The sequence below is a fragment of the Sphingopyxis sp. GW821-FHT02C12 genome, assembly GCF_059421785.1.
Genome location: NZ_JBWKVQ010000002.1, coordinates 1,185,096 through 1,201,721, shown reverse-complemented (window position 1 = coordinate 1,201,721; position 16,626 = coordinate 1,185,096). Strand labels below are relative to the sequence as shown.

Below are 16,626 nucleotides of genomic sequence, written 5' to 3'. Positions count from 1 at the left end.
CGCCCTTACCGGTAGGGCGCGTCGGCGGCAAGATTCGCCGCGATCGCGCGTTCCCATTTGTCGCCATTGGCGAGCAGTTTGGCCTTGTCATAGAGCAGTTCCTCGCGCGTTTCGGTCGCGAATTCGAAGTTCGGCCCCTCGACCACCGCATCGACCGGGCACGCTTCCTGACAGAAGCCGCAATAGATGCACTTGGTCATGTCGATGTCGTAACGCGTCGTGCGGCGGCTGCCGTCGTCGCGCGGCTCGGCCTCGATCGTGATCGCCTGCGCCGGGCACACCGCTTCGCACAGCTTGCACGCGATGCAGCGTTCCTCGCCATTCGGATAACGGCGCAGCGCATGCTCGCCGCGGAAGCGAGGCGACAGCGGGTTCTTCTCGAACGGATAGTTGATCGTCGCCTTGGGCTTGAAGAAATATTTGAGCGTGAGGGCGTGCGCCTTCACGAATTCCCACAAGGTGAAGCTTTTGACGAGATGGGCGATGGTGCTCATTGGTCGTTCGATTCTTTTTCGATGGGCTTCTGATCGACGGAGCTATGTTCGCACAGGCCGATCGCGGAGAATTTGTCGGAAAAGCCGCCGTAAACCGCAACGGAAACGTCGCCGTTCCCGATCTTGCGCGCTTCGATTTGCAGTCCGTGATGAAAGCTGCCGTTTTCGAGCCAGCCAATGCTCTGCTTGCCTTCGCCCCGATCGATGCCGGCTGCATATTGATATTGCTCGCGGTACAGGTCGCTGGCGAGGCCCATCGGATCCTCGACGACCTCGATCCTGCGCGGGGTCCAACCCTGCAATCCGTCCCGGGACAATATCCCCTGCCCACCGGTCACCCGAAAGGCAAAGGGATAAGCTTTGCCCTCCATGTCGTGCAGACGACAATCGAAGGACTCCAGCGGACGCGCCAGCAGCAGGTTCGCTACGGGCGGGACGCCATTAGCGACAACAGCCGCTGCGAGAACAGCCAGCGTACTCACGCCCCATACCTCGTCAGCATCAGCCAGCCCGAGATCAGGAAGATCCAGATCAGCGAGATCGGCAGGAAGACCTTCCACCCCAGCCGCATCAGCTGGTCGTAGCGGTAGCGCGGGACGGTCGCCTTGACCCAGCTGAACACGAAGAAGAAGAACAGGATCTTGCCGAACAGCCACACCCAGCCCGGAATGTCGAACCAGGGGATCAGGTCGATGTTGAGCGGCGGCAGCCAGCCGCCCCAGAACAGTACTGCGTTGAGCGTGCACATCAGTAGCACGTTCGCATATTCGCCGAGCCAGAAGAGCGCGAAGGCCATCGACGAATATTCGGTCTGATAGCCCGCGACGAGCTCCGATTCCGCCTCGGTGAGGTCGAACGGCGCGCGTGCGGTTTCGGCGAGCGACGAGATCAGGAACATCACCGCGAGCGGGAAGAGCAGCAGGTTGAAGCCGAAGGCATTGACGAAGCCGAGCCCGAAACCTTCCTGCGCCTTGATGATCTCGTTCAGGTTGAAGCTGTCGGCATAGAGCACGACCCCGATCAGGATGAACCCGATCGAGACTTCATAGCTGATCATCTGCGCCGAGGCGCGCATCGCGGAAAAGAACGGATATTTCGAGTTCGACGCCCAGCCCGACAGGATCACGCCATAGACGCCAAGCGACGAGATCGCGAGGATGTAGAGCAGCCCGACGTTGATGTCGGCGAGCACCGCGCCCGCATTGAACGGGATCACCGCCCACGCCATCAGCGCCACGGTGAAGGTGATGATCGGCGCGATCAGGAACAGCCCGCGGTTGGCACCGGTCGGGATGATCGTTTCCTGCAGGAACACTTTCAGGCCGTCGGCGAACGACTGGAGCAGGCCGAAGGGGCCGACGACGTTCGGGCCGCGGCGCAGCGCGATCGCCGCCCAGATCTTGCGGTCGGCATAAATGATCATCGCGACGCTGAGCATCAGCGGCAGCGCGATCAGCAGGATGCCGGCGATCGTCGCGACACCCCACGCCCAGGTCGGGTCCATGCCCCACGAGATGAAGGTATCGGTCATTTCTTCGCGCCGTCCTGGTTTTTCCAACCATTGTGCGGGCCGGGCTTCTCACTCTTGGGCGCGTTGAAACCGCGCCAGACGGCGTAGCCCATGCCGACGAGCAGCGTGCTGGCGATGATATGCACCGGGGTCATTCCGCGGCCTCCGCAAAGGTGACGCCATGGACCAGCTCTTCCGAGCAGCGCTGCATCGTCGGCGACGCGCGGCAGATGGCGTTGGTGAGATAGAAATCCTTGACCGGCGACGGGATCGCGCGGGCCTCGGGCTTGGTCGGCAGCTTGGGCACCGTCCAGCCGTAATCGGCGAGACCTTCGACACCCAGCGCGGGCACCGCCGCGATCATCGCGGCGCGGCATTCGGCAAAGCTGTCGAAGCCGATATTGACGCCGAGCGCGTCAGCCAAAGCCCTGAAAATGCTCCAGTCCTCGCGCGCGTCGCCGGGGGCGAACACCGCCTTGTCGCTGCGCTGGACCCGGCCCTCGGTGTTGACCGTGGTGAAGTCCTTTTCGGTCCATGCCGCGGCAGGCAGGATGACGTCAGCGGCGTGCGCGCCCTTGTCGCCATGATGGCCGACATAGACTTTCAGCGTATCGGCGAAGGCGGTGAAATCGACCTCGTCGGCGCCGAGGAAGAAAGCCAGTTTGGGCTTCGCCGCGACGATGTCCTTGATGCCGCCGGGCAGGCCGTAGCCGAGCATCAGCGCGCCCATGCGCGCGGCCGAGAAATGCACGACGTTGAAGCCGTTCCAGCCGTCCTTGACCGCATCCACCGCCTTGGCGAGCGCGAGGCCGGCGCCATGGACGCCGGGGACCGACAAAGCGCCGCCGCCGAAGATCAGCATCGGCCGCTCGGCGCCCTTCAGCGCCTCGGTGACAGGCTTGGGCAGCTTGGCGACCAGCGACGCATCGTCGCCCAGCCATTCGGCCTTGTAGGTGAGATCGGTTTCGGGGCCGATCGCGAAGACCTTGGCGCCCTTTTTCCACACCGCCTTGCGGACGCGCGTGTTGATCAGCGGCGCTTCCCAGCGCAGGTTCGTGCCGACGAGCAGGATCACGTCGGCGTTCTCCGCCTCGGCGATCGTGGTATTGAAATTGACCGCCGACAGGCTGGTGACGTCGTAATCGAGCCCGGTCTGGCGCCCTTCGAGCAGGGTGCCGCCGAGCGCATTGACCAGCGATTTCGCCGCGAACATCGTCTCGCAATCGGCGAGGTCGCCCGCGATCGCGGCGACCGACGATCCGGCGTTGACCGCCTTGATCGCCGCGAAGGCCTCGGCCCAGCTGGCGGGCTGGAGCGCGCCATTCACCCGAACATAAGGCTGATCGAGGCGGCGACGGACGAGGCCGTCGACATGGTGGCGCGTCTTGTCGTTCGCCCATTCCTCGTTCACATCGTCGTTCACCCGCGGCAAAACCCGCAGCACCTGGCGCCCGCGGGCGTCGATGCGGACATTGGTGCCGACCGCGTCCATCATGTCGATGCCGAGCGTCTTGGTCAGCTCCCACGGACGCGCCTCGAACGCATAGGGCTTGCTGGTGAGCGCACCGACCGGGCAGAGGTCGACGACATTGCCCGACAGCTCGCTCTGCACCGCATTTTCGAGGTAGCTGGTGATCTGCATATTCTCGCCGCGATAGATCGCGCCGATATCCTCGACCCCCGCGACTTCCTCGGCAAAACGGACGCAGCGCGTGCACTGGATGCAGCGGGTCATCACCGTCTTGACGATCGGACCCATATATTTTTCGGTGACCGCGCGCTTGTTCTCGTCGTAACGCGTCGCGCCGCGGCCATAGGCGACCGACTGGTCCTGCAGATCGCATTCGCCGCCCTGGTCGCAGATCGGGCAGTCGAGCGGGTGGTTGATGAGCAGGAACTCCATCACCCCCTCGCGCGCCTTCTTGACCATCGGGCTGTCGGTCTTGATCACCTGACCCTCGGCAGCGGGCAGCGCGCAGCTGGCCTGCGGCTTCGGCGGACCGGGCGCGACCTCGACGAGGCACATGCGGCAATTGCCGGCGATCGAAAGGCGTTCGTGATAGCAAAAGCGCGGGATTTCCTTCCCCGCCAGCTCGCACGCCTGCAGGACGGTCGCGCCCTGCGGGACGTCGATTTCGGTGCCATCTACGGTTACTTTAGGCATGAATCAGCTTTCCTGGGCCTTGAGCAGGCGGAAACTAGCGGTGGCGACGATCGAGCGGAGGCCCGCGACGCTCGTTTCGAGCTTCACATCCTGCGCACAGAGTTTGACGACGGGCAGCAATTTGGTCGCGGCCTGCGCTTCGCCGTCGGACCCGACGTCGGTCGCGAACAGCGCGGCGACTTCGTCGGGGGTCGAGCGCGCAACGCACATCGCGACCTTGTCCGAGGGCGCATAGGTCGCGGCTTCCTTGCCGGTCGCGGCTTTGGCGAGCCGTGCCTTGAGCGGCGTAGCGTCGCGCGCCATCATCGCTTCGGTGAGCGCGGCGGCGAAGGGCAGGTTCTGTCCGCGCAGCCGCTCGCCGCGCGTGCCGACCTGCCGCGCACACAGCTCGTTCGCCCGGACGAGGTTGCGCAGGCCGTTGCCATAGGAGGTCTGGCGAAAATCCTGCGTCAGCAGGTCGGAGACCTTATCGGGACTTTTTTCGGCGACGCACACGGCATAGCGCGCGAGCGTCTGGCGCGCATCGGGATCGGCCTTGCTGATCGCGCCATTCTGCTCGCGCTCGGGGTCAGGCCACGGCGCCGGCGTATTGTCGACTTGCGGCGCCCGTTCGGGCGCCTGCGCTGCAGCAAGAAGGGCGAATGCAAGCGCGATCATTGCGTAGCTCCCACTTCGACAACCGGTTGAGAACGATGGAAGATCGGCTCGGCGACCGCGTAGCGCAGCACTTCGGGCGTGATCTCGATTTCCTGCCCTGCGACGACGCAATGCGACAGATGAGGGATAAGCTTGCGCATCGCCGGCCCCTGCCCGCCCTTGCCCGGTTCGGACAGGACCAGTTCGATCGCGCCCGCGCTCTCGCGGTTGACCAGGCAATCGCCCATCTCGAACAGCGCGAGCAGCGGCGCATCGAGCGACGCGTCGTCGGGCAGCGCGTCGAGCGCGGCGGCGAACCAGGGCTTCTCGCTCGCCCGCACCGATGCCGCCCCGTTGCTGTCCGCGATCTGCCGGCGCGCCATCGCCACGCCGAGCGAGGGCCGCAGCGCACGCCCGGTGAATTCAAGCTTCTTCCCATCGAGCACGAACCGTTCGTCGTCCATGCAGGTACCGAGCGGCCCCTCGCTGCGCAGCATCACGCGATGCTCAGCCTCTGTCCCGGGCAATGTATCGAGTATCTCGCGCGAGATCTGGTTGCGCCGCTCCGCCATGCAAGCGGTGACAAGCGCGATGGTTTCGCTCGTATCATATTTGGTCGCGGTCTTGCCGATACGCGTGCCGGTACGCTGCGCCGACGCGTCGGTCGGCACAGTCGCTGCGGCCATCACCGCAAGGGCAAGGATCGGCGCGGCGAATTTCACTCGGCCGCCTCCAACGCACCGCCATTGTCGCGAATACGGCGTTCGAGTTCGGGGCGGAAATGCTTGATCAGCCCCTGGATCGGCCACGCCGCCGCATCGCCGAGCGCGCAGATGGTGTGGCCTTCGACCTGCTTGGTGACGTCGAACAGCGTGTCGATTTCGCTGATGTCGGCGTCGCCGGTGCGTAGCCGTTCCATCACGCGCCACATCCAGCCGGTGCCCTCACGGCACGGGGTGCATTGGCCGCAGCTTTCATGCTTGTAGAAATAGCTGATGCGGCTGATAGCCTGGACGACGTCGGTCGACTTGTCCATCACGATCGCGGCGGCGGTGCCGAGGCCCGATCCGACGGCCTTCAGCCCGTCGAAATCCATCGGGCAGTCCATGATCTCGGCCGCCGGAACCAGCGGAACCGACGAACCGCCGGGGATCACCGCGAGCAGATTGTCCCAACCACCGCGAATGCCGCCGCAATGCTTGTCGATCAGCTCGCGGAAGGGAATGCTCATCTCTTCCTCGACGACGCACGGGCGCTCGACATGGCCCGAGATCTGGAAGAGCTTGGTGCCCTTGTTGTTCTCGCGCCCGAAGGAGGAGAACCATGACGCGCCGCGCCGCAGGATCGTCGGGACGACCGCGATGCTCTCGACATTGTTGACCGTCGTCGGACAGCCATAGAGGCCGGCGCCCGCCGGGAACGGCGGTTTCAGGCGCGGCTGGCCCTTCTTGCCCTCGAGGCTTTCGATCATCGCGGTTTCTTCGCCGCAGATATAGGCGCCGGCGCCGCGGTGGACGAAGACGTCGAAGTCGTAACCCGACTTGGCGGCGTTCTTGCCGAGCAGGCCGGCGTCATACGCCTCCTGCACCGCCGCGAACAACGTCTCGGCCTCGCGGATGAACTCGCCGCGGATGTAGATATAGGCAGCGCGCGCGCGCATCGCGAAACCGGCGATCAGCGCGCCTTCGATCAGCTTGTGCGGATCGTGGCGGATGATTTCGCGGTCCTTGCACGAACCCGGCTCGGATTCGTCGGCGTTGATGACGAGGAAGCTCGGGCGATCCGCGCGCGGTTCCTTCGGCATGAACGACCATTTCAGCCCGGTCGGGAAGCCCGCGCCGCCGCGGCCGCGCAGGCCCGACGCCTTGATCTCCTCGATGATCGCGTCCTGGCCGCGCTTCATCAGGTCGACGGTCTTGTCCCAATCGCCGCGCGCCTGCGCGGATTTCAGGTTCCACGGCTGAAAACCGTAGATGTTGGTGAAGATGCGATCCTTGTCGGCGAGCATTAGCGGCGCTTTCCGAAAAGCCGTTCGGCGAGGAAATAGATGACGAGGATGACCGCGACGACGATCGCGATCTGCGCCAGATTGATCGCCACCTTGGCCGCCAGCGAAAGCAGCACGCACGCCACAATCACGAAGACCAGCAGGACGATCAGCTGGATGAGCTTTTGCACTTGCATTACCAGGCCTTCCGATAGTCGTGGTTGGCCTTGACCATCTCGACGAGCGTGGTCGGGCCGCCCTGCGGCTCACTGGTGTGGCGATCGGCGAGCTGGGTTCCCGCCTTAGGTGTTTCGCCCGCCGCCAGCGCATCGAGGATCGCGGCGGTGCGGTCGAAATCGAGGTCTTCGTAATTGTCGTCGTTGATCTGGACCATCGGCGCGTTGGTGCAGGTGCCCATGCACTCGACCTCGGTCAGCGTGAACAGGCCGTCGGGCGTCGTCTTGCCCTTGACCATGCCGCGATTCTTGCACGCCGCCATCACATCGTCCGACCCGCGCAGCAGGCACGGCGTCGTCCCGCATACCTGGACATGATAGCGGCCAACCGGCGCCATATTGTACATGGTGTAGAAGGTCGCGACCTCATAGGCGCGGATGAAGGGCATTTCGAGCTGGTTCGCGACATATTCGATCACCGGCACGGGCAGCCAGCCCTGCGTCTGCGTCTCGGCGCCGACCTGGCGCTGCGCGAGGTCGAGCAGCGGCATCACCGCCGAGCGCTGGCGCCCCGCGGGATAGCGCGCGATGATGCCCTTCGCCTTTTCGGCATTTTCGGCGGTCCAGACGAACGCGCCCCAGCGCGCGCGAACTTCGGCCTCATCGGGGATTTGGGGGGCGTCGGCCATTAGCGGACAAACTCCACACGCGACACCTTGTCGCCTTCGAAACTATAGATGGACATGACCTCGAACGGGTCGGCCTCCGGCGAGCGAGCGACCTTTTCGTGCAGGACGACGAAATCGCCCAGCGTGTAGCCCGAGAGGATTTCGGCGCGGTTCTGCGGAAATTCGGCGAACATCGCCTTCAGCCCGTCGCGCACGCCTTCCCTGCCGTCGCGAACGACCGCACCGCGATAGCCGGCCTCGGCCGCGTCGTCGGTCATCAGCGCGACATAGGCGTCGGCATCCTGCGCATTGTAATGCGCGATCATCGTCTCGGCGATGTCCAGCTTGCTCACCGGTCGCACTCCCCGAACACGACGTCGATCGCGCCGATGATCGCGGTGGTGTCGGCGAGCATATGGCCCTTCGACATCATATCCATCGCCTGCAGGTGCGAGAACGCCGTCGGGCGGATCTTGCAGCGGTACGGCTTGTTGCTGCCGTCGCTGACGAGGTAGACGCCGAACTCGCCCTTGGGGCTTTCGGTCGCCACATAAACTTCGCCCGCGGGGACGTGGAAACCCTCGGTGTAGAGCTTGAAGTGATGGATCAGCGATTCCATCGACTGCTTCATCTCGCCGCGCTTCGGCGGCACGACCTTGCGGTCGAGGCTGGCGATCGGGCCGGTGGGCATGTCGCGCAGGCACTGCTTGATGATCTTCGCCGACTGATAGACTTCTTCGACGCGGACCATGAAGCGGTCGTAGCAGTCGCCGCGGGTGCCGACCGGAATGTCGAAATCCATCTGGGCATAGGCGTCATAGGGCTGCGACTTGCGCAGGTCCCATGCGATGCCGCTGCCGCGGATCATCGGGCCCGAGAAGCCCCAGGCCAGCGCGTCTTCCTTGCTCACCGTCGCGATGTCGACGTTGCGCTGCTTGAAGATGCGGTTGTCGATGACGAGGCTCATCGCGTCGCCGAACAATTCGGGCAGGCGCTTTTCGACCCATTCGCCGATGTCGACGAGCAGCTTTTCGGGGACATCCTGATGCACGCCGCCGGGGCGGAACCACGCCGAGTGCATGCGGGCGCCCGACGCCCGTTCGAAGAAGTTGAGGCAATCCTCGCGCAGCTCGAACACCCACAGGTTCGGGGTCATCGCGCCGACGTCCATGACGTGGCTGCCGATGTTGAGCATGTGATTGCAGATGCGCGTCAGCTCGGCGAACAAAACGCGCAGATATTGCGCGCGCGCCGGGACTTCGAGGTCGAGCAATTTCTCGATCGCGAGCACATAGCTATGCTCCATCGCGAGCGGCGAGCAATAGTCGAGCCGGTCGAAGTAAGGCAGCGCCTGCAGATAGGTCTTATACTCGATCAGCTTTTCGGTGCCGCGGTGGAGCAAGCCGACATGCGGATCGACGCGCTCGATGATCTCGCCATCGAGTTCGAGCACAAGACGCAACACGCCGTGCGCCGCGGGATGCTGCGGCCCGAAGTTGATCGTGTAGTTGGTGACGACCTGGTCGCCCGCGGTGTTCGCGGTATCTACCGGATAGCCTTCGAACATGTCGCCGCCGTGGTGCTTCACATAGGGAGAGTCGGTCATGCGTCACCTCCGTCCGTCTTGGCAGCCTTGGGCTTGCGCGGCGCGCGCGGCTTGGCCGGGGCCTTTTCCGCCTTGGTCGTCGCGGGCGTCTTGGCGGGCTTGGTCGCCGCCTTCGCGCTCGCGCCGTCGCGGCTGGTTTTCGCGGCCTTCAGATTGGCCTTCGCGCCGGCGCCGGTCTGCGCCGGGGTTTCGGTGGTTTTGGGAGTCGGCGGCGGCGGGGCCTTCGCCTTGTCGTCGGCCGCCTTGACCTCTTTCGCGGTCATCGGCGTCGGCGCGCCCTTGCCCGGCGCCTCGCCCGTACCGCCGGCCTTTTCGTCGCCGGGCAGCACATAGTCGGCGCCTTCCCACGGCGACATGAAGTCGAAATTGCGGAAATCCTGCGCGAGCCGCACGGGTTCATAAACGACGCGCTTGTCCTCTTCGCTGTAGCGCAGCTCGGTATAACCGGTCAGCGGGAAGTCCTTGCGCTGCGGATGGCCCTGGAACCCATAGTCGGTCAGGATGCGGCGCAGGTCGGGGTTGCCCGCGAACAGCACGCCATACATGTCGAACACTTCGCGCTCGAGCCAGCCGGCGTTCGGCCAGACGGGAACGATCGTCGGCACCGGCGTCGCCTCGTCGGTCGAGACGCGGACGCGCAGGCGGTGGTTCTTCGTGACGCTGAGCAGGTGATAGACGACCTCGAAGCGCTCAGGCCGGTCGGGATAGTCGACCCCGGCGATCTCCATCATCTGCTGATAGTCGAGATTGTCGCGCAGCGCGATCATCACCGCGGCGATCGCGTCGCGATCCACCGTGATGCTGTCCTCGTCGGCGGCAAAATCATGCGCGAGCAAATCCTTGCCGAGCAGCGCCTTGAGCGCAGCAGCAAGGCCCGACTGCGGGGCGATCAAAGGAGCAGGATGACCCATCAGCGTTCGATCGTTCCGGTGCGGCGGATCTTCCGCTGCAATTGCATCACGCCATAGAGCAAGGCTTCGGCGGTCGGCGGGCAACCGGGGACATAGATGTCGACGGGCACGATGCGGTCGCAGCCGCGCACCACCGAATAGCTATAGTGATAATAGCCGCCGCCATTGGCGCAGCTGCCCATCGAGATGACATATTTGGGGTTCGACATCTGGTCGTACACGCGGCGCAGCGCGGGCGCCATCTTGTTGCACAGCGTGCCCGCGACGATCATCACGTCCGACTGGCGCGGCGAGGCGCGCGGCGCGGCGCCGAAGCGTTCCATGTCGTAACGCGGCATGTTGACGTGGATCATCTCGACCGCGCAGCACGCGAGGCCGAAGGTCATCCACCACAGCGAGCCGGTGCGCGCCCAGTTGAACAGATCCTCGGTCGAAGTCACGAGGAAGCCCTTGTCGCCGACCTCGTTGTTGAGGTCGTCGAAAAAGCCCGCATCGGGATTCGTCCCGGGCGCCACCGGCATCTGGCCGGGCATCAGGATGCTCGAATTGCTCATTCCCAATCCAGCGCCCCTTTCTTCCATGCATAAACAAGGCCGAGTGCGAGTTCGGCGAGGAAAATCATCATCGTCGCCCAGCCGGCCCAGCCGATTTCCTCGAGGCTCACCGCCCAGGGAAAGAGGAAGGCCGCTTCGAGATCGAAGATGATGAAAAGAATGGCAACGAGATAAAAGCGCACGTCGAACTGGCTGCGCGCGTCCTCGAACGCGGGGAAGCCGCATTCATATTCGGTCAGCTTCGCCGGATCGGGCTGGTGCGCACCGGTCAGGCGGGAAACGCCCATCGGCAGGAACACGAATGCGGCCGACAGGCCGACAGCCACGAACAGGAAAATCAGGATCGGCAGATATTGCGTCAGGTCGACCATGGGAGCTCGCAGTTCATCTGTTGTCTGTTGGGGTGTTGGTCACCCTTTGTTGCGGGCGCTTTAGGCCAGCAAAGCGCCACTCGCAAGCGCTGCGGACAGGAAAATCATGCCCATGTGACCAAAAGCATATTGTCCCTTGGCGAGGCATGTTACGCCGCCGTCGGGTCGGTCGGCCGCGCGTATCGCGGATGGTATGGAATGAGGGAAGAACATGGGTAAATTTTCGATAGCGGGCGGGTTGGTCGTGGCGGCGGCAATGTTCGCGGCGACGCCCGCGCAGGCCCAACTGGTCAACGCGAAGGATCCGCAGGCGATCAAGGCGATCGTCGAGTCGCAAGGCTGGCCTGCGACGCTGGTCACCAAGCCGGGTGAGAATCCTTATATCGAAAGCAGCCGCGACGGCCTGAAGTTCCTCGTCCTGTTCATGAACTGCGACGAGGGCAAGGACTGCAAGACTCTGCAATATTATATGGGTTTCAACGACGCCAAGAGCACGACGCTTGAGCGGCTCAACAAATGGAACAGCGAGAAACGCTTCGCGCGCGCCTATCGCGACGATAGCGGCGACCCGGTGCTCGAAATGGACGTCGACCTCGACTTCGCGGGCCTTCCGCGCGAAAATCTGAGCGATAGCTTCAGCACCTGGGCGGCGCTGATGGACGCCTATCAGGCGTTCGTCTTCGAAAAATAGCGATGGAGCGTCGGGCGCGATGTCTCAACGGACGTCGCGCCCGGCGACCGCCGCAGGAAGAAATGGGGAATCGTCCGCGCAACGCCCTTGCCTTGCTGTATTATGTAACTAAAACAGCAGATCGAAATCCCAGGAAAGGACGACGATGCTGCGGGCGATATTTGTTGGAACGATATTGGCACTGGCCAGCCCGGCCATCGCCTGCGCCGAAGAGGCCCCACAATCAGCAACGGCGGCCATCGAGGAAACGGCGATCGCGGGTTTTCCGCATGCCAGGCTCTACCGGCTTGCCGGGCCCCAGCAGCGGCCGGTCGTCGTCATCCTCGCCGGCGCCGAGGGCGGTGACGGGGCCGGAAAGCGTTTCGGACCGATCCTCGCCCGGCTTGGCTATGCCGCGGTCAGCCTGCCCTATTATTCGCCGAACTGGGGCAGCTTTGGGCCGCCGCCCGAATATGCCGACCTGCCGGGCAGCTTCATCGACATTCGGGTCGACCAGATCGCCGGACTGAAGGCGCAACTCGCGACGATGCCGGGCGTCGACACCAGCCGGTTCGGCCTGTTCGCCGGATCGAAAGGGTCCGAATTCGCGCTGATCGCCGCGAGCCGCTATCCATGGATCGCTGGCGTCGTCGCCTATGCGCCGTCCGATCTGGTGTGGGAGGGCTGGGGGCTCGAGATGGTCGAGGCCGAGGGCACGCGATCTTCCTTCGCCTTCGATGGCAAGCCCCTGCCCTTCATGCCCTATCGCGGCTTTGTCGAAGGGCTGATGGCCGGCGACAAGGCCGATTTGCGCGCGATCCACGAGAATGGCCGCGCCGACCATGGCGATCGCGAAACCGCCGCGCGCATTCCGGTCGACGCCTATCGCGGCAAGCTGATGCTGATCGCGGGCGACAAGGACCAGCTGTGGAATTCGGGCCGGATGGCGCGCAACATCGTCGCGACGCGCGACGCGGCAGGGTTGAAGACCATCGCGCTGCTCTATCCCGATGCCGGGCATGACCTGGCGGGCGGGTCGACCGAAGCCCGCGACGATCCGCGCGGCGGCGGCAGTCCCGACGCCAACGCCAAGGCGCGCGGCGATGCCTGGCCGCAGGTCGTGGGGTTTCTCAGGGACGCGCTGCGTCCCTGAATCGTAACGCGCGAAATCAGGCGTTGCGCAGCGCGCCCGCGACCAGCTTTTGCAGCTTCGAATGCACTGCGGCGCTGCCGGCGATGAATTCGCTGCGTTCGATCGCGCGGTCGCCGCCGCGGAAATCGCTGACGAAGCCGCCGGCTTCGCGCACCAGCAATATGCCGGCGGCGACGTCCCAGATCTTGAGGTCGCTTTCCCAGAAACCATCATAACGGCCCGCCGCGACCCACGCGAGGTCGAGGCTGGCGGCGCCGAAGCGGCGGATGCCCGCGACTTCGGGCGCGACCGCGCCGAACACGCGGCTCCACTGCGCCATATTGCCATGGCCCATGAAGGGGATGCCGGTGGCGATCAGGCATTCGTTGAGATGGCGGCGCGACGACACGCGTAGGCGGCGGTCATGCAGCCAGGCGCCGCGCCCGCGCTCGGCCCAATAGCTTTCGTCGGTCACCGGGTGGTAGATGAGGCACGAGGTGATATCGCCCCAGCCGCCGCCGAGCTTCGGCTCCTGCACCGCGATCGAGATCGCGAAATGCGGGATCGCGTGGAGGAAGTTCGAGGTGCCGTCGAGCGGATCGATGATGAAGCGCGGCTTGCCGGGATCGCCCTCGATCACGCCGCCCTCTTCGAGCACGAAGCCCCAACCCGGACGATCGCGGCCAAGCTCGTCATAGAGCGTACGCTCGGCGGCCTGGTCGGCCTTCGAAACGAAGTCTGCGGGCCCCTTTTGCGAGACCTGCAGATGCTCGATCTCGCCGAAGTCGCGGCGCAGCTTGGTGCCCGCCTTGCGCGCGGCGCGTTCCATGACGGTGATGATGCCCGATACGGCCATTTCGAATCTCCCCCCTCCCGCTTGCGGGAGGGGTCGGGGGAGGGAATGTATTCGGGACAAAAGCCTGCTCCCCGAACAGGCCCTCCCCTAACCCCTCCCGCAAGCGGGAGGGGAACTTAATCAGTCCGCGCGGCGGACATATTCGCGGTCGTACACATGCACGACGATGCGGGTGCCGCTGGTGATGTGCGGCGGCACCATCACGCGCACGCCATTGTCGAGGATCGCGGGCTTGTACGACGACGAGGCGGTCTGCCCCTTCACCACCGCGTCGGCCTCGACGATCGTCGCTTCGATATGTTCGGGCAGCTCGACCGAGATCGGGCGCTCTTCCCAAAGCTCGAGCACGACATCCATGCCGTCCTGCAGGAATTCATGCGCGTCGCCAACGACGTCCTTGGCGATCGTGATCTGTTCGAACGTGTCCTTGTCCATGAACACCAGATCGTCGCCCTCGGCATAGAGGAACTGGAAATCCTTGGTGTCGAGGCGGACCTTTTCGACCGTGTCGGCGCTGCGGAAACGGTTGTTGAGTTTGCGGCCGTCGATCAGATTCTTGGCCTCGACCTGCATATAGGCGCCGCCCTTGCCCGGCTGGGTGTGCTGGATCTTGGTGACCTTCCAGATCCCCTTTTCATATTCGATAATATTGCCGGGACGGATTTCAACGCCGGTGATTTTCATCGCGCACACTCGCTGGTTCAAGGATGGAAAGAGCCGCCGACGCGTCGCGACGCACCGGATACAGGAGCGCGCCCTTAGCCGCGAAGGCGGCGAAGGGCAAGCGCGCGTTCGTTCAGGCCGTGGTCTCGACCGCTTTGCGCGTCCGCGCATAGCTGAGCGAGATCAGCGCGACGAACAGGCCGAGCCCGATGAAGATCGATGGCACATGGAAGCCGTCGCCGACCACCGCGAGCGGCGCATCGCTGTCGGTCGCGTAGACGAGGCCCGCATAAAAGACCCCGAACAGGCTCTCACCGACGATCATTCCGGTCGCGGTCAGCACGCCCATGCGGTGCGCGAAGGCGGCGTTGGCGCGGCGTTCCGCCCAGCGATCATAGAACCAGCCCCCAACAGCGCCGATCACGACGGGCAGGATCACCGCCATCGGCAGGTAGATACCGATGCCGATGGCGAGCGGCGGCAGCCGCAGCTTGCCCGCGCGGCCGAGCAATTCGTCGACGAGGATAAAGCCGACGCCCGCGAGCGCGCCATAGCCGAGCATCGTCCAGTTGAGATCACCGCCGAGCACGCCCTTCGCGAGCGAGGAGATCAGCCCGGCCTGCGGCGCGGCGAGCGCATTCGGACCCGCGCCGGGAACGCCGACGAAGCCGAGCGTCTCGTTGAGCACGTTGAGCACCGGCGGCACCACAAGCGAACCGAAGAAGACGCCGATCATCAGCGCGACCTGCTGCTTCCACGGCGTCGCGCCGACGAGCTGGCCGGTCTTGAGGTCCTGGAGATTGTCGTTCGAGATCGTTGCGATGCCGAACACCACGCCGGTGACGATCAGCGCATAGGCGACCATCGCCGCGCTCGCCTCTTCGCCGCCGCCGCGCCCGAGCAGCCCGACGAGCAACAACGACGAGGCGATGATCGCGAGGATGCCGATGCCCGACACCGGCGAGTTCGACGCGCCGATCAGGCCGGCCATATAGCCCGTGACCGACGCGATCATTAGCCCGATCACGACGATGAAGACGAGCGCGCCCGCGACGAGAATCACCGCCGACCCCGCCAGCGGCCCGCCCGCGAGGATCGACCACAGCAGCCAGGCGATCGGGATCAGCACCAGCAGCGACCCGCCGAACACCCAGCCGATCGGAATATCCTGCTCGCCGACCGCCAGCACCGTGCCCGCGTGACGCGCCTTGCTCGCCGCCATCGCCGAGCGGATGCCGCCGATCACCGGGCGCGCGATCTTGAGCAGCGTCCAGAGTGCCGCGACCGCGATCACCCCGGCGCCGAAAAAACGCACATCGGCGCGGAACACCGTGTTCGCGATCGTCTCGGCATCGGGGCCCGCGACGCCCTGCGTCAGGATCGGCAGCAATATCCACCAGCCGGTGACCAGCCCGACAAGCTGCGCCAGACCGACCGACAGGCCGACGAGATGGCCGACCCCGAACAGCGCGAAGCCGAGGCCGCCGGCGATACCGGTCGCGCCTGCGCCGACCGAGAACCATTTCGACACTTCGCCCGCCGCGACCTTCATCTGGGTGAGCAGGGTGAAGCCTGCGGCGACGAGGCTGTTCCACAGCAAGGCCGACAGGCCCGCCTTGTTCTCCGCCGCGCCCTCGGCGCTCGCGGCGCCGACCTGCAGCACTTCGGCGGCGGCGCGCCCTTCAGGATAGGGCAGGTCCGAATCGACGACGAGCGCGCGGCGCAGCGGTACCGAGAAGAGCACGCCCAACAGGCCGCCGAGCATCGTGATCGCGGTGGTTTCGAGCAGCGGGAAGCCCTGCCAGTAGCCGACCATGACGAGCCCCGGCAGCACGAAGATGATCGCGGCGAGCGTGCCCGCGGCGCTCGCGATCGTCTGGACGATATTATTCTCGAGGATCGTCGCGCCGGTCATGAAGCGCAGCAGCGCCATCGAAATCACCGCGGCGGGAATCGAGGTCGCGAAGGTCAGCCCGACCTTCAGCCCCAGATAGACGTTCGCGGCGGTGAACATCAACGTCAGGACGCCGCCGAGCAGGACGGCGCGCAGCGTCAGTTCGCGGACGCCGGCTTTCGCCCCGGTGGTTGGCGTGGTGGCTTCGGTCATACTCGGTCTCCCCGCCCGCTGTGTTGCGAGGTGCCGCGCGATGCGCAAGCGAAAAGGCGTGGGCGCTATTGGACCGAAGCGCCAAATGCGACGGACCGAAATCCTTTTGACGCAACGATCC

Annotated in this window: 20 protein-coding genes; 2 read left to right on the top strand and 18 right to left on the bottom strand. The window is 64.8% G+C overall.

The window, feature by feature from the left end:
* Positions 1–5: 5 nt before the first annotated feature.
* The 15 genes from nuoI to AC07U1_RS20990 are packed head-to-tail and all read right to left on the bottom strand — an operon-like array spanning position 6 to position 11,077.
* Positions 6–494, bottom strand: coding sequence for a NuoI/complex I 23 kDa subunit family protein (nuoI, locus tag AC07U1_RS21060; RefSeq protein ID WP_495177630.1), 489 nt, complete (start codon positions 492–494; stop codon positions 6–8).
* Complete coding sequence (locus tag AC07U1_RS21055) at positions 491–976, bottom strand: hypothetical protein (RefSeq protein ID WP_495177631.1); 486 nt, start codon at positions 974–976, stop codon at positions 491–493. The genes nuoI and AC07U1_RS21055 overlap by 4 nt, the downstream gene beginning before the upstream one ends.
* Positions 973–2,025 (bottom strand): NADH-quinone oxidoreductase subunit NuoH, encoded by a 1,053-nt coding sequence (gene nuoH / locus AC07U1_RS21050; RefSeq protein WP_495177632.1) that lies wholly within the window; start codon positions 2,023–2,025, stop codon positions 973–975. Before nuoH ends, AC07U1_RS21055 begins: the two co-directional genes overlap by 4 nt.
* A complete protein-coding gene (locus AC07U1_RS21045) occupies positions 2,022–2,159 on the bottom strand; it encodes a hypothetical protein (RefSeq protein WP_156377816.1) in 138 nt (45 codons plus the stop codon). Before AC07U1_RS21045 ends, nuoH begins: the two co-directional genes overlap by 4 nt.
* A complete protein-coding gene (gene nuoG / locus AC07U1_RS21040) occupies positions 2,156–4,168 on the bottom strand; it encodes an NADH-quinone oxidoreductase subunit NuoG (RefSeq protein WP_495177633.1) in 2,013 nt (670 codons plus the stop codon). Before nuoG ends, AC07U1_RS21045 begins: the two co-directional genes overlap by 4 nt.
* A 3-nt stretch (positions 4,169–4,171) precedes the next feature.
* The gene (locus tag AC07U1_RS21035) at positions 4,172–4,825 is read right to left on the bottom strand and encodes a hypothetical protein (RefSeq protein ID WP_495177634.1); all 654 of its coding nucleotides are present in this window, start codon (positions 4,823–4,825) and stop codon (positions 4,172–4,174) included.
* Positions 4,822–5,526 carry a hypothetical protein gene (locus AC07U1_RS21030; RefSeq protein WP_492739568.1) on the bottom strand — a complete coding sequence of 235 codons (705 nt, stop codon included), beginning with the start codon at positions 5,524–5,526 and terminating at the stop codon, positions 4,822–4,824. Before AC07U1_RS21030 ends, AC07U1_RS21035 begins: the two co-directional genes overlap by 4 nt.
* Positions 5,523–6,812, bottom strand: a complete 1,290-nt coding sequence (nuoF, locus tag AC07U1_RS21025) for an NADH-quinone oxidoreductase subunit NuoF (protein WP_495177635.1) — start codon at positions 6,810–6,812, stop codon at positions 5,523–5,525. The genes AC07U1_RS21030 and nuoF overlap by 4 nt, the downstream gene beginning before the upstream one ends.
* Positions 6,812–6,988, bottom strand: a complete 177-nt coding sequence (locus AC07U1_RS21020) for a hypothetical protein (protein WP_495177636.1) — start codon at positions 6,986–6,988, stop codon at positions 6,812–6,814. Before AC07U1_RS21020 ends, nuoF begins: the two co-directional genes overlap by 1 nt.
* Positions 6,988–7,656: a complex I 24 kDa subunit family protein gene (locus tag AC07U1_RS21015; protein WP_495177637.1), complete on the bottom strand. Its 669-nt coding sequence runs from the start codon at positions 7,654–7,656 to the stop codon at positions 6,988–6,990. The genes AC07U1_RS21020 and AC07U1_RS21015 overlap by 1 nt, the downstream gene beginning before the upstream one ends.
* The gene (locus AC07U1_RS21010) at positions 7,656–7,961 is read right to left on the bottom strand and encodes a nuclear transport factor 2 family protein (protein ID WP_056352291.1); all 306 of its coding nucleotides are present in this window, start codon (positions 7,959–7,961) and stop codon (positions 7,656–7,658) included. Before AC07U1_RS21010 ends, AC07U1_RS21015 begins: the two co-directional genes overlap by 1 nt.
* Positions 7,962–7,984: 23 nt before the next feature.
* On the bottom strand, positions 7,985–9,202 hold the full coding sequence (locus tag AC07U1_RS21005; protein WP_200938102.1) for an NADH-quinone oxidoreductase subunit D: 1,218 nt from the start codon (positions 9,200–9,202) through the stop codon (positions 7,985–7,987).
* 35 nt (positions 9,203–9,237) lie between these two features.
* The gene (locus tag AC07U1_RS21000) at positions 9,238–10,152 is read right to left on the bottom strand and encodes an NADH-quinone oxidoreductase subunit C (RefSeq protein ID WP_495177638.1); all 915 of its coding nucleotides are present in this window, start codon (positions 10,150–10,152) and stop codon (positions 9,238–9,240) included.
* Entirely contained in the window at positions 10,152–10,706 is a 555-nt protein-coding gene (locus AC07U1_RS20995) for a NuoB/complex I 20 kDa subunit family protein (protein ID WP_156377814.1), read from the bottom strand. Before AC07U1_RS20995 ends, AC07U1_RS21000 begins: the two co-directional genes overlap by 1 nt.
* Positions 10,703–11,077: an NADH-quinone oxidoreductase subunit A gene (locus AC07U1_RS20990; RefSeq protein WP_056351288.1), complete on the bottom strand. Its 375-nt coding sequence runs from the start codon at positions 11,075–11,077 to the stop codon at positions 10,703–10,705. Before AC07U1_RS20990 ends, AC07U1_RS20995 begins: the two co-directional genes overlap by 4 nt.
* Before the next feature lie 211 nt (positions 11,078–11,288).
* On the opposite strand from AC07U1_RS20990, the gene AC07U1_RS20985 reads away from it, so the two are divergent.
* Both AC07U1_RS20985 and AC07U1_RS20980 read left to right on the top strand, forming a co-directional pair.
* Positions 11,289–11,768, top strand: a complete 480-nt coding sequence (locus tag AC07U1_RS20985) for a YbjN domain-containing protein (RefSeq protein ID WP_495177639.1) — start codon at positions 11,289–11,291, stop codon at positions 11,766–11,768.
* 145 nt (positions 11,769–11,913) lie between these two features.
* Entirely contained in the window at positions 11,914–12,900 is a 987-nt protein-coding gene (locus AC07U1_RS20980) for an alpha/beta hydrolase family protein (protein WP_495177640.1), read from the top strand.
* A 16-nt stretch (positions 12,901–12,916) separates the two neighbouring features.
* Here the strand turns inward: AC07U1_RS20980 and AC07U1_RS20975 are convergent, their stop codons facing one another.
* The 3 genes from AC07U1_RS20975 to AC07U1_RS20965 form a co-directional block, all read right to left on the bottom strand.
* Positions 12,917–13,735: an inositol monophosphatase family protein gene (locus AC07U1_RS20975; RefSeq protein ID WP_056351281.1), complete on the bottom strand. Its 819-nt coding sequence runs from the start codon at positions 13,733–13,735 to the stop codon at positions 12,917–12,919.
* Positions 13,736–13,855: 120 nt separating this feature from the next.
* Positions 13,856–14,419 carry an elongation factor P gene (gene efp / locus AC07U1_RS20970; protein ID WP_187140217.1) on the bottom strand — a complete coding sequence of 188 codons (564 nt, stop codon included), beginning with the start codon at positions 14,417–14,419 and terminating at the stop codon, positions 13,856–13,858.
* 112 nt (positions 14,420–14,531) lie between these two features.
* On the bottom strand, positions 14,532–16,505 hold the full coding sequence (locus tag AC07U1_RS20965; RefSeq protein ID WP_495177641.1) for an OPT family oligopeptide transporter: 1,974 nt from the start codon (positions 16,503–16,505) through the stop codon (positions 14,532–14,534).
* Positions 16,506–16,626: the final 121 nt, after the last annotated feature.

Coding starts and splice junctions, on each gene's coding strand:
- AC07U1_RS21010 (WP_056352291.1), bottom strand. CDS start 7,961: ATGATCGCGCATTACAATGCGCAGGATGCCGACGCCTATGTCGCGCTG.
- AC07U1_RS21020 (WP_495177636.1), bottom strand. CDS start 6,988: ATGCAAGTGCAAAAGCTCATCCAGCTGATCGTCCTGCTGGTCTTCGTG.
- efp (WP_187140217.1), bottom strand. CDS start 14,419: ATGAAAATCACCGGCGTTGAAATCCGTCCCGGCAATATTATCGAATAT.
- AC07U1_RS20965 (WP_495177641.1), bottom strand. CDS start 16,505: ATGACCGAAGCCACCACGCCAACCACCGGGGCGAAAGCCGGCGTCCGC.
- AC07U1_RS21000 (WP_495177638.1), bottom strand. CDS start 10,152: ATGGGTCATCCTGCTCCTTTGATCGCCCCGCAGTCGGGCCTTGCTGCT.
- AC07U1_RS20980 (WP_495177640.1), top strand. CDS start 11,914: ATGCTGCGGGCGATATTTGTTGGAACGATATTGGCACTGGCCAGCCCG.
- nuoI (WP_495177630.1), bottom strand. CDS start 494: ATGAGCACCATCGCCCATCTCGTCAAAAGCTTCACCTTGTGGGAATTC.
- AC07U1_RS20990 (WP_056351288.1), bottom strand. CDS start 11,077: ATGGTCGACCTGACGCAATATCTGCCGATCCTGATTTTCCTGTTCGTG.
- AC07U1_RS21045 (WP_156377816.1), bottom strand. CDS start 2,159: ATGACCCCGGTGCATATCATCGCCAGCACGCTGCTCGTCGGCATGGGC.
- AC07U1_RS20995 (WP_156377814.1), bottom strand. CDS start 10,706: ATGAGCAATTCGAGCATCCTGATGCCCGGCCAGATGCCGGTGGCGCCC.
- AC07U1_RS20985 (WP_495177639.1), top strand. CDS start 11,289: ATGGGTAAATTTTCGATAGCGGGCGGGTTGGTCGTGGCGGCGGCAATG.
- AC07U1_RS21035 (WP_495177634.1), bottom strand. CDS start 4,825: ATGATCGCGCTTGCATTCGCCCTTCTTGCTGCAGCGCAGGCGCCCGAA.
- nuoF (WP_495177635.1), bottom strand. CDS start 6,812: ATGCTCGCCGACAAGGATCGCATCTTCACCAACATCTACGGTTTTCAG.
- AC07U1_RS20975 (WP_056351281.1), bottom strand. CDS start 13,735: ATGGCCGTATCGGGCATCATCACCGTCATGGAACGCGCCGCGCGCAAG.
- nuoH (WP_495177632.1), bottom strand. CDS start 2,025: ATGACCGATACCTTCATCTCGTGGGGCATGGACCCGACCTGGGCGTGG.
- nuoG (WP_495177633.1), bottom strand. CDS start 4,168: ATGCCTAAAGTAACCGTAGATGGCACCGAAATCGACGTCCCGCAGGGC.
- AC07U1_RS21005 (WP_200938102.1), bottom strand. CDS start 9,202: ATGTTCGAAGGCTATCCGGTAGATACCGCGAACACCGCGGGCGACCAG.
- AC07U1_RS21015 (WP_495177637.1), bottom strand. CDS start 7,656: ATGGCCGACGCCCCCCAAATCCCCGATGAGGCCGAAGTTCGCGCGCGC.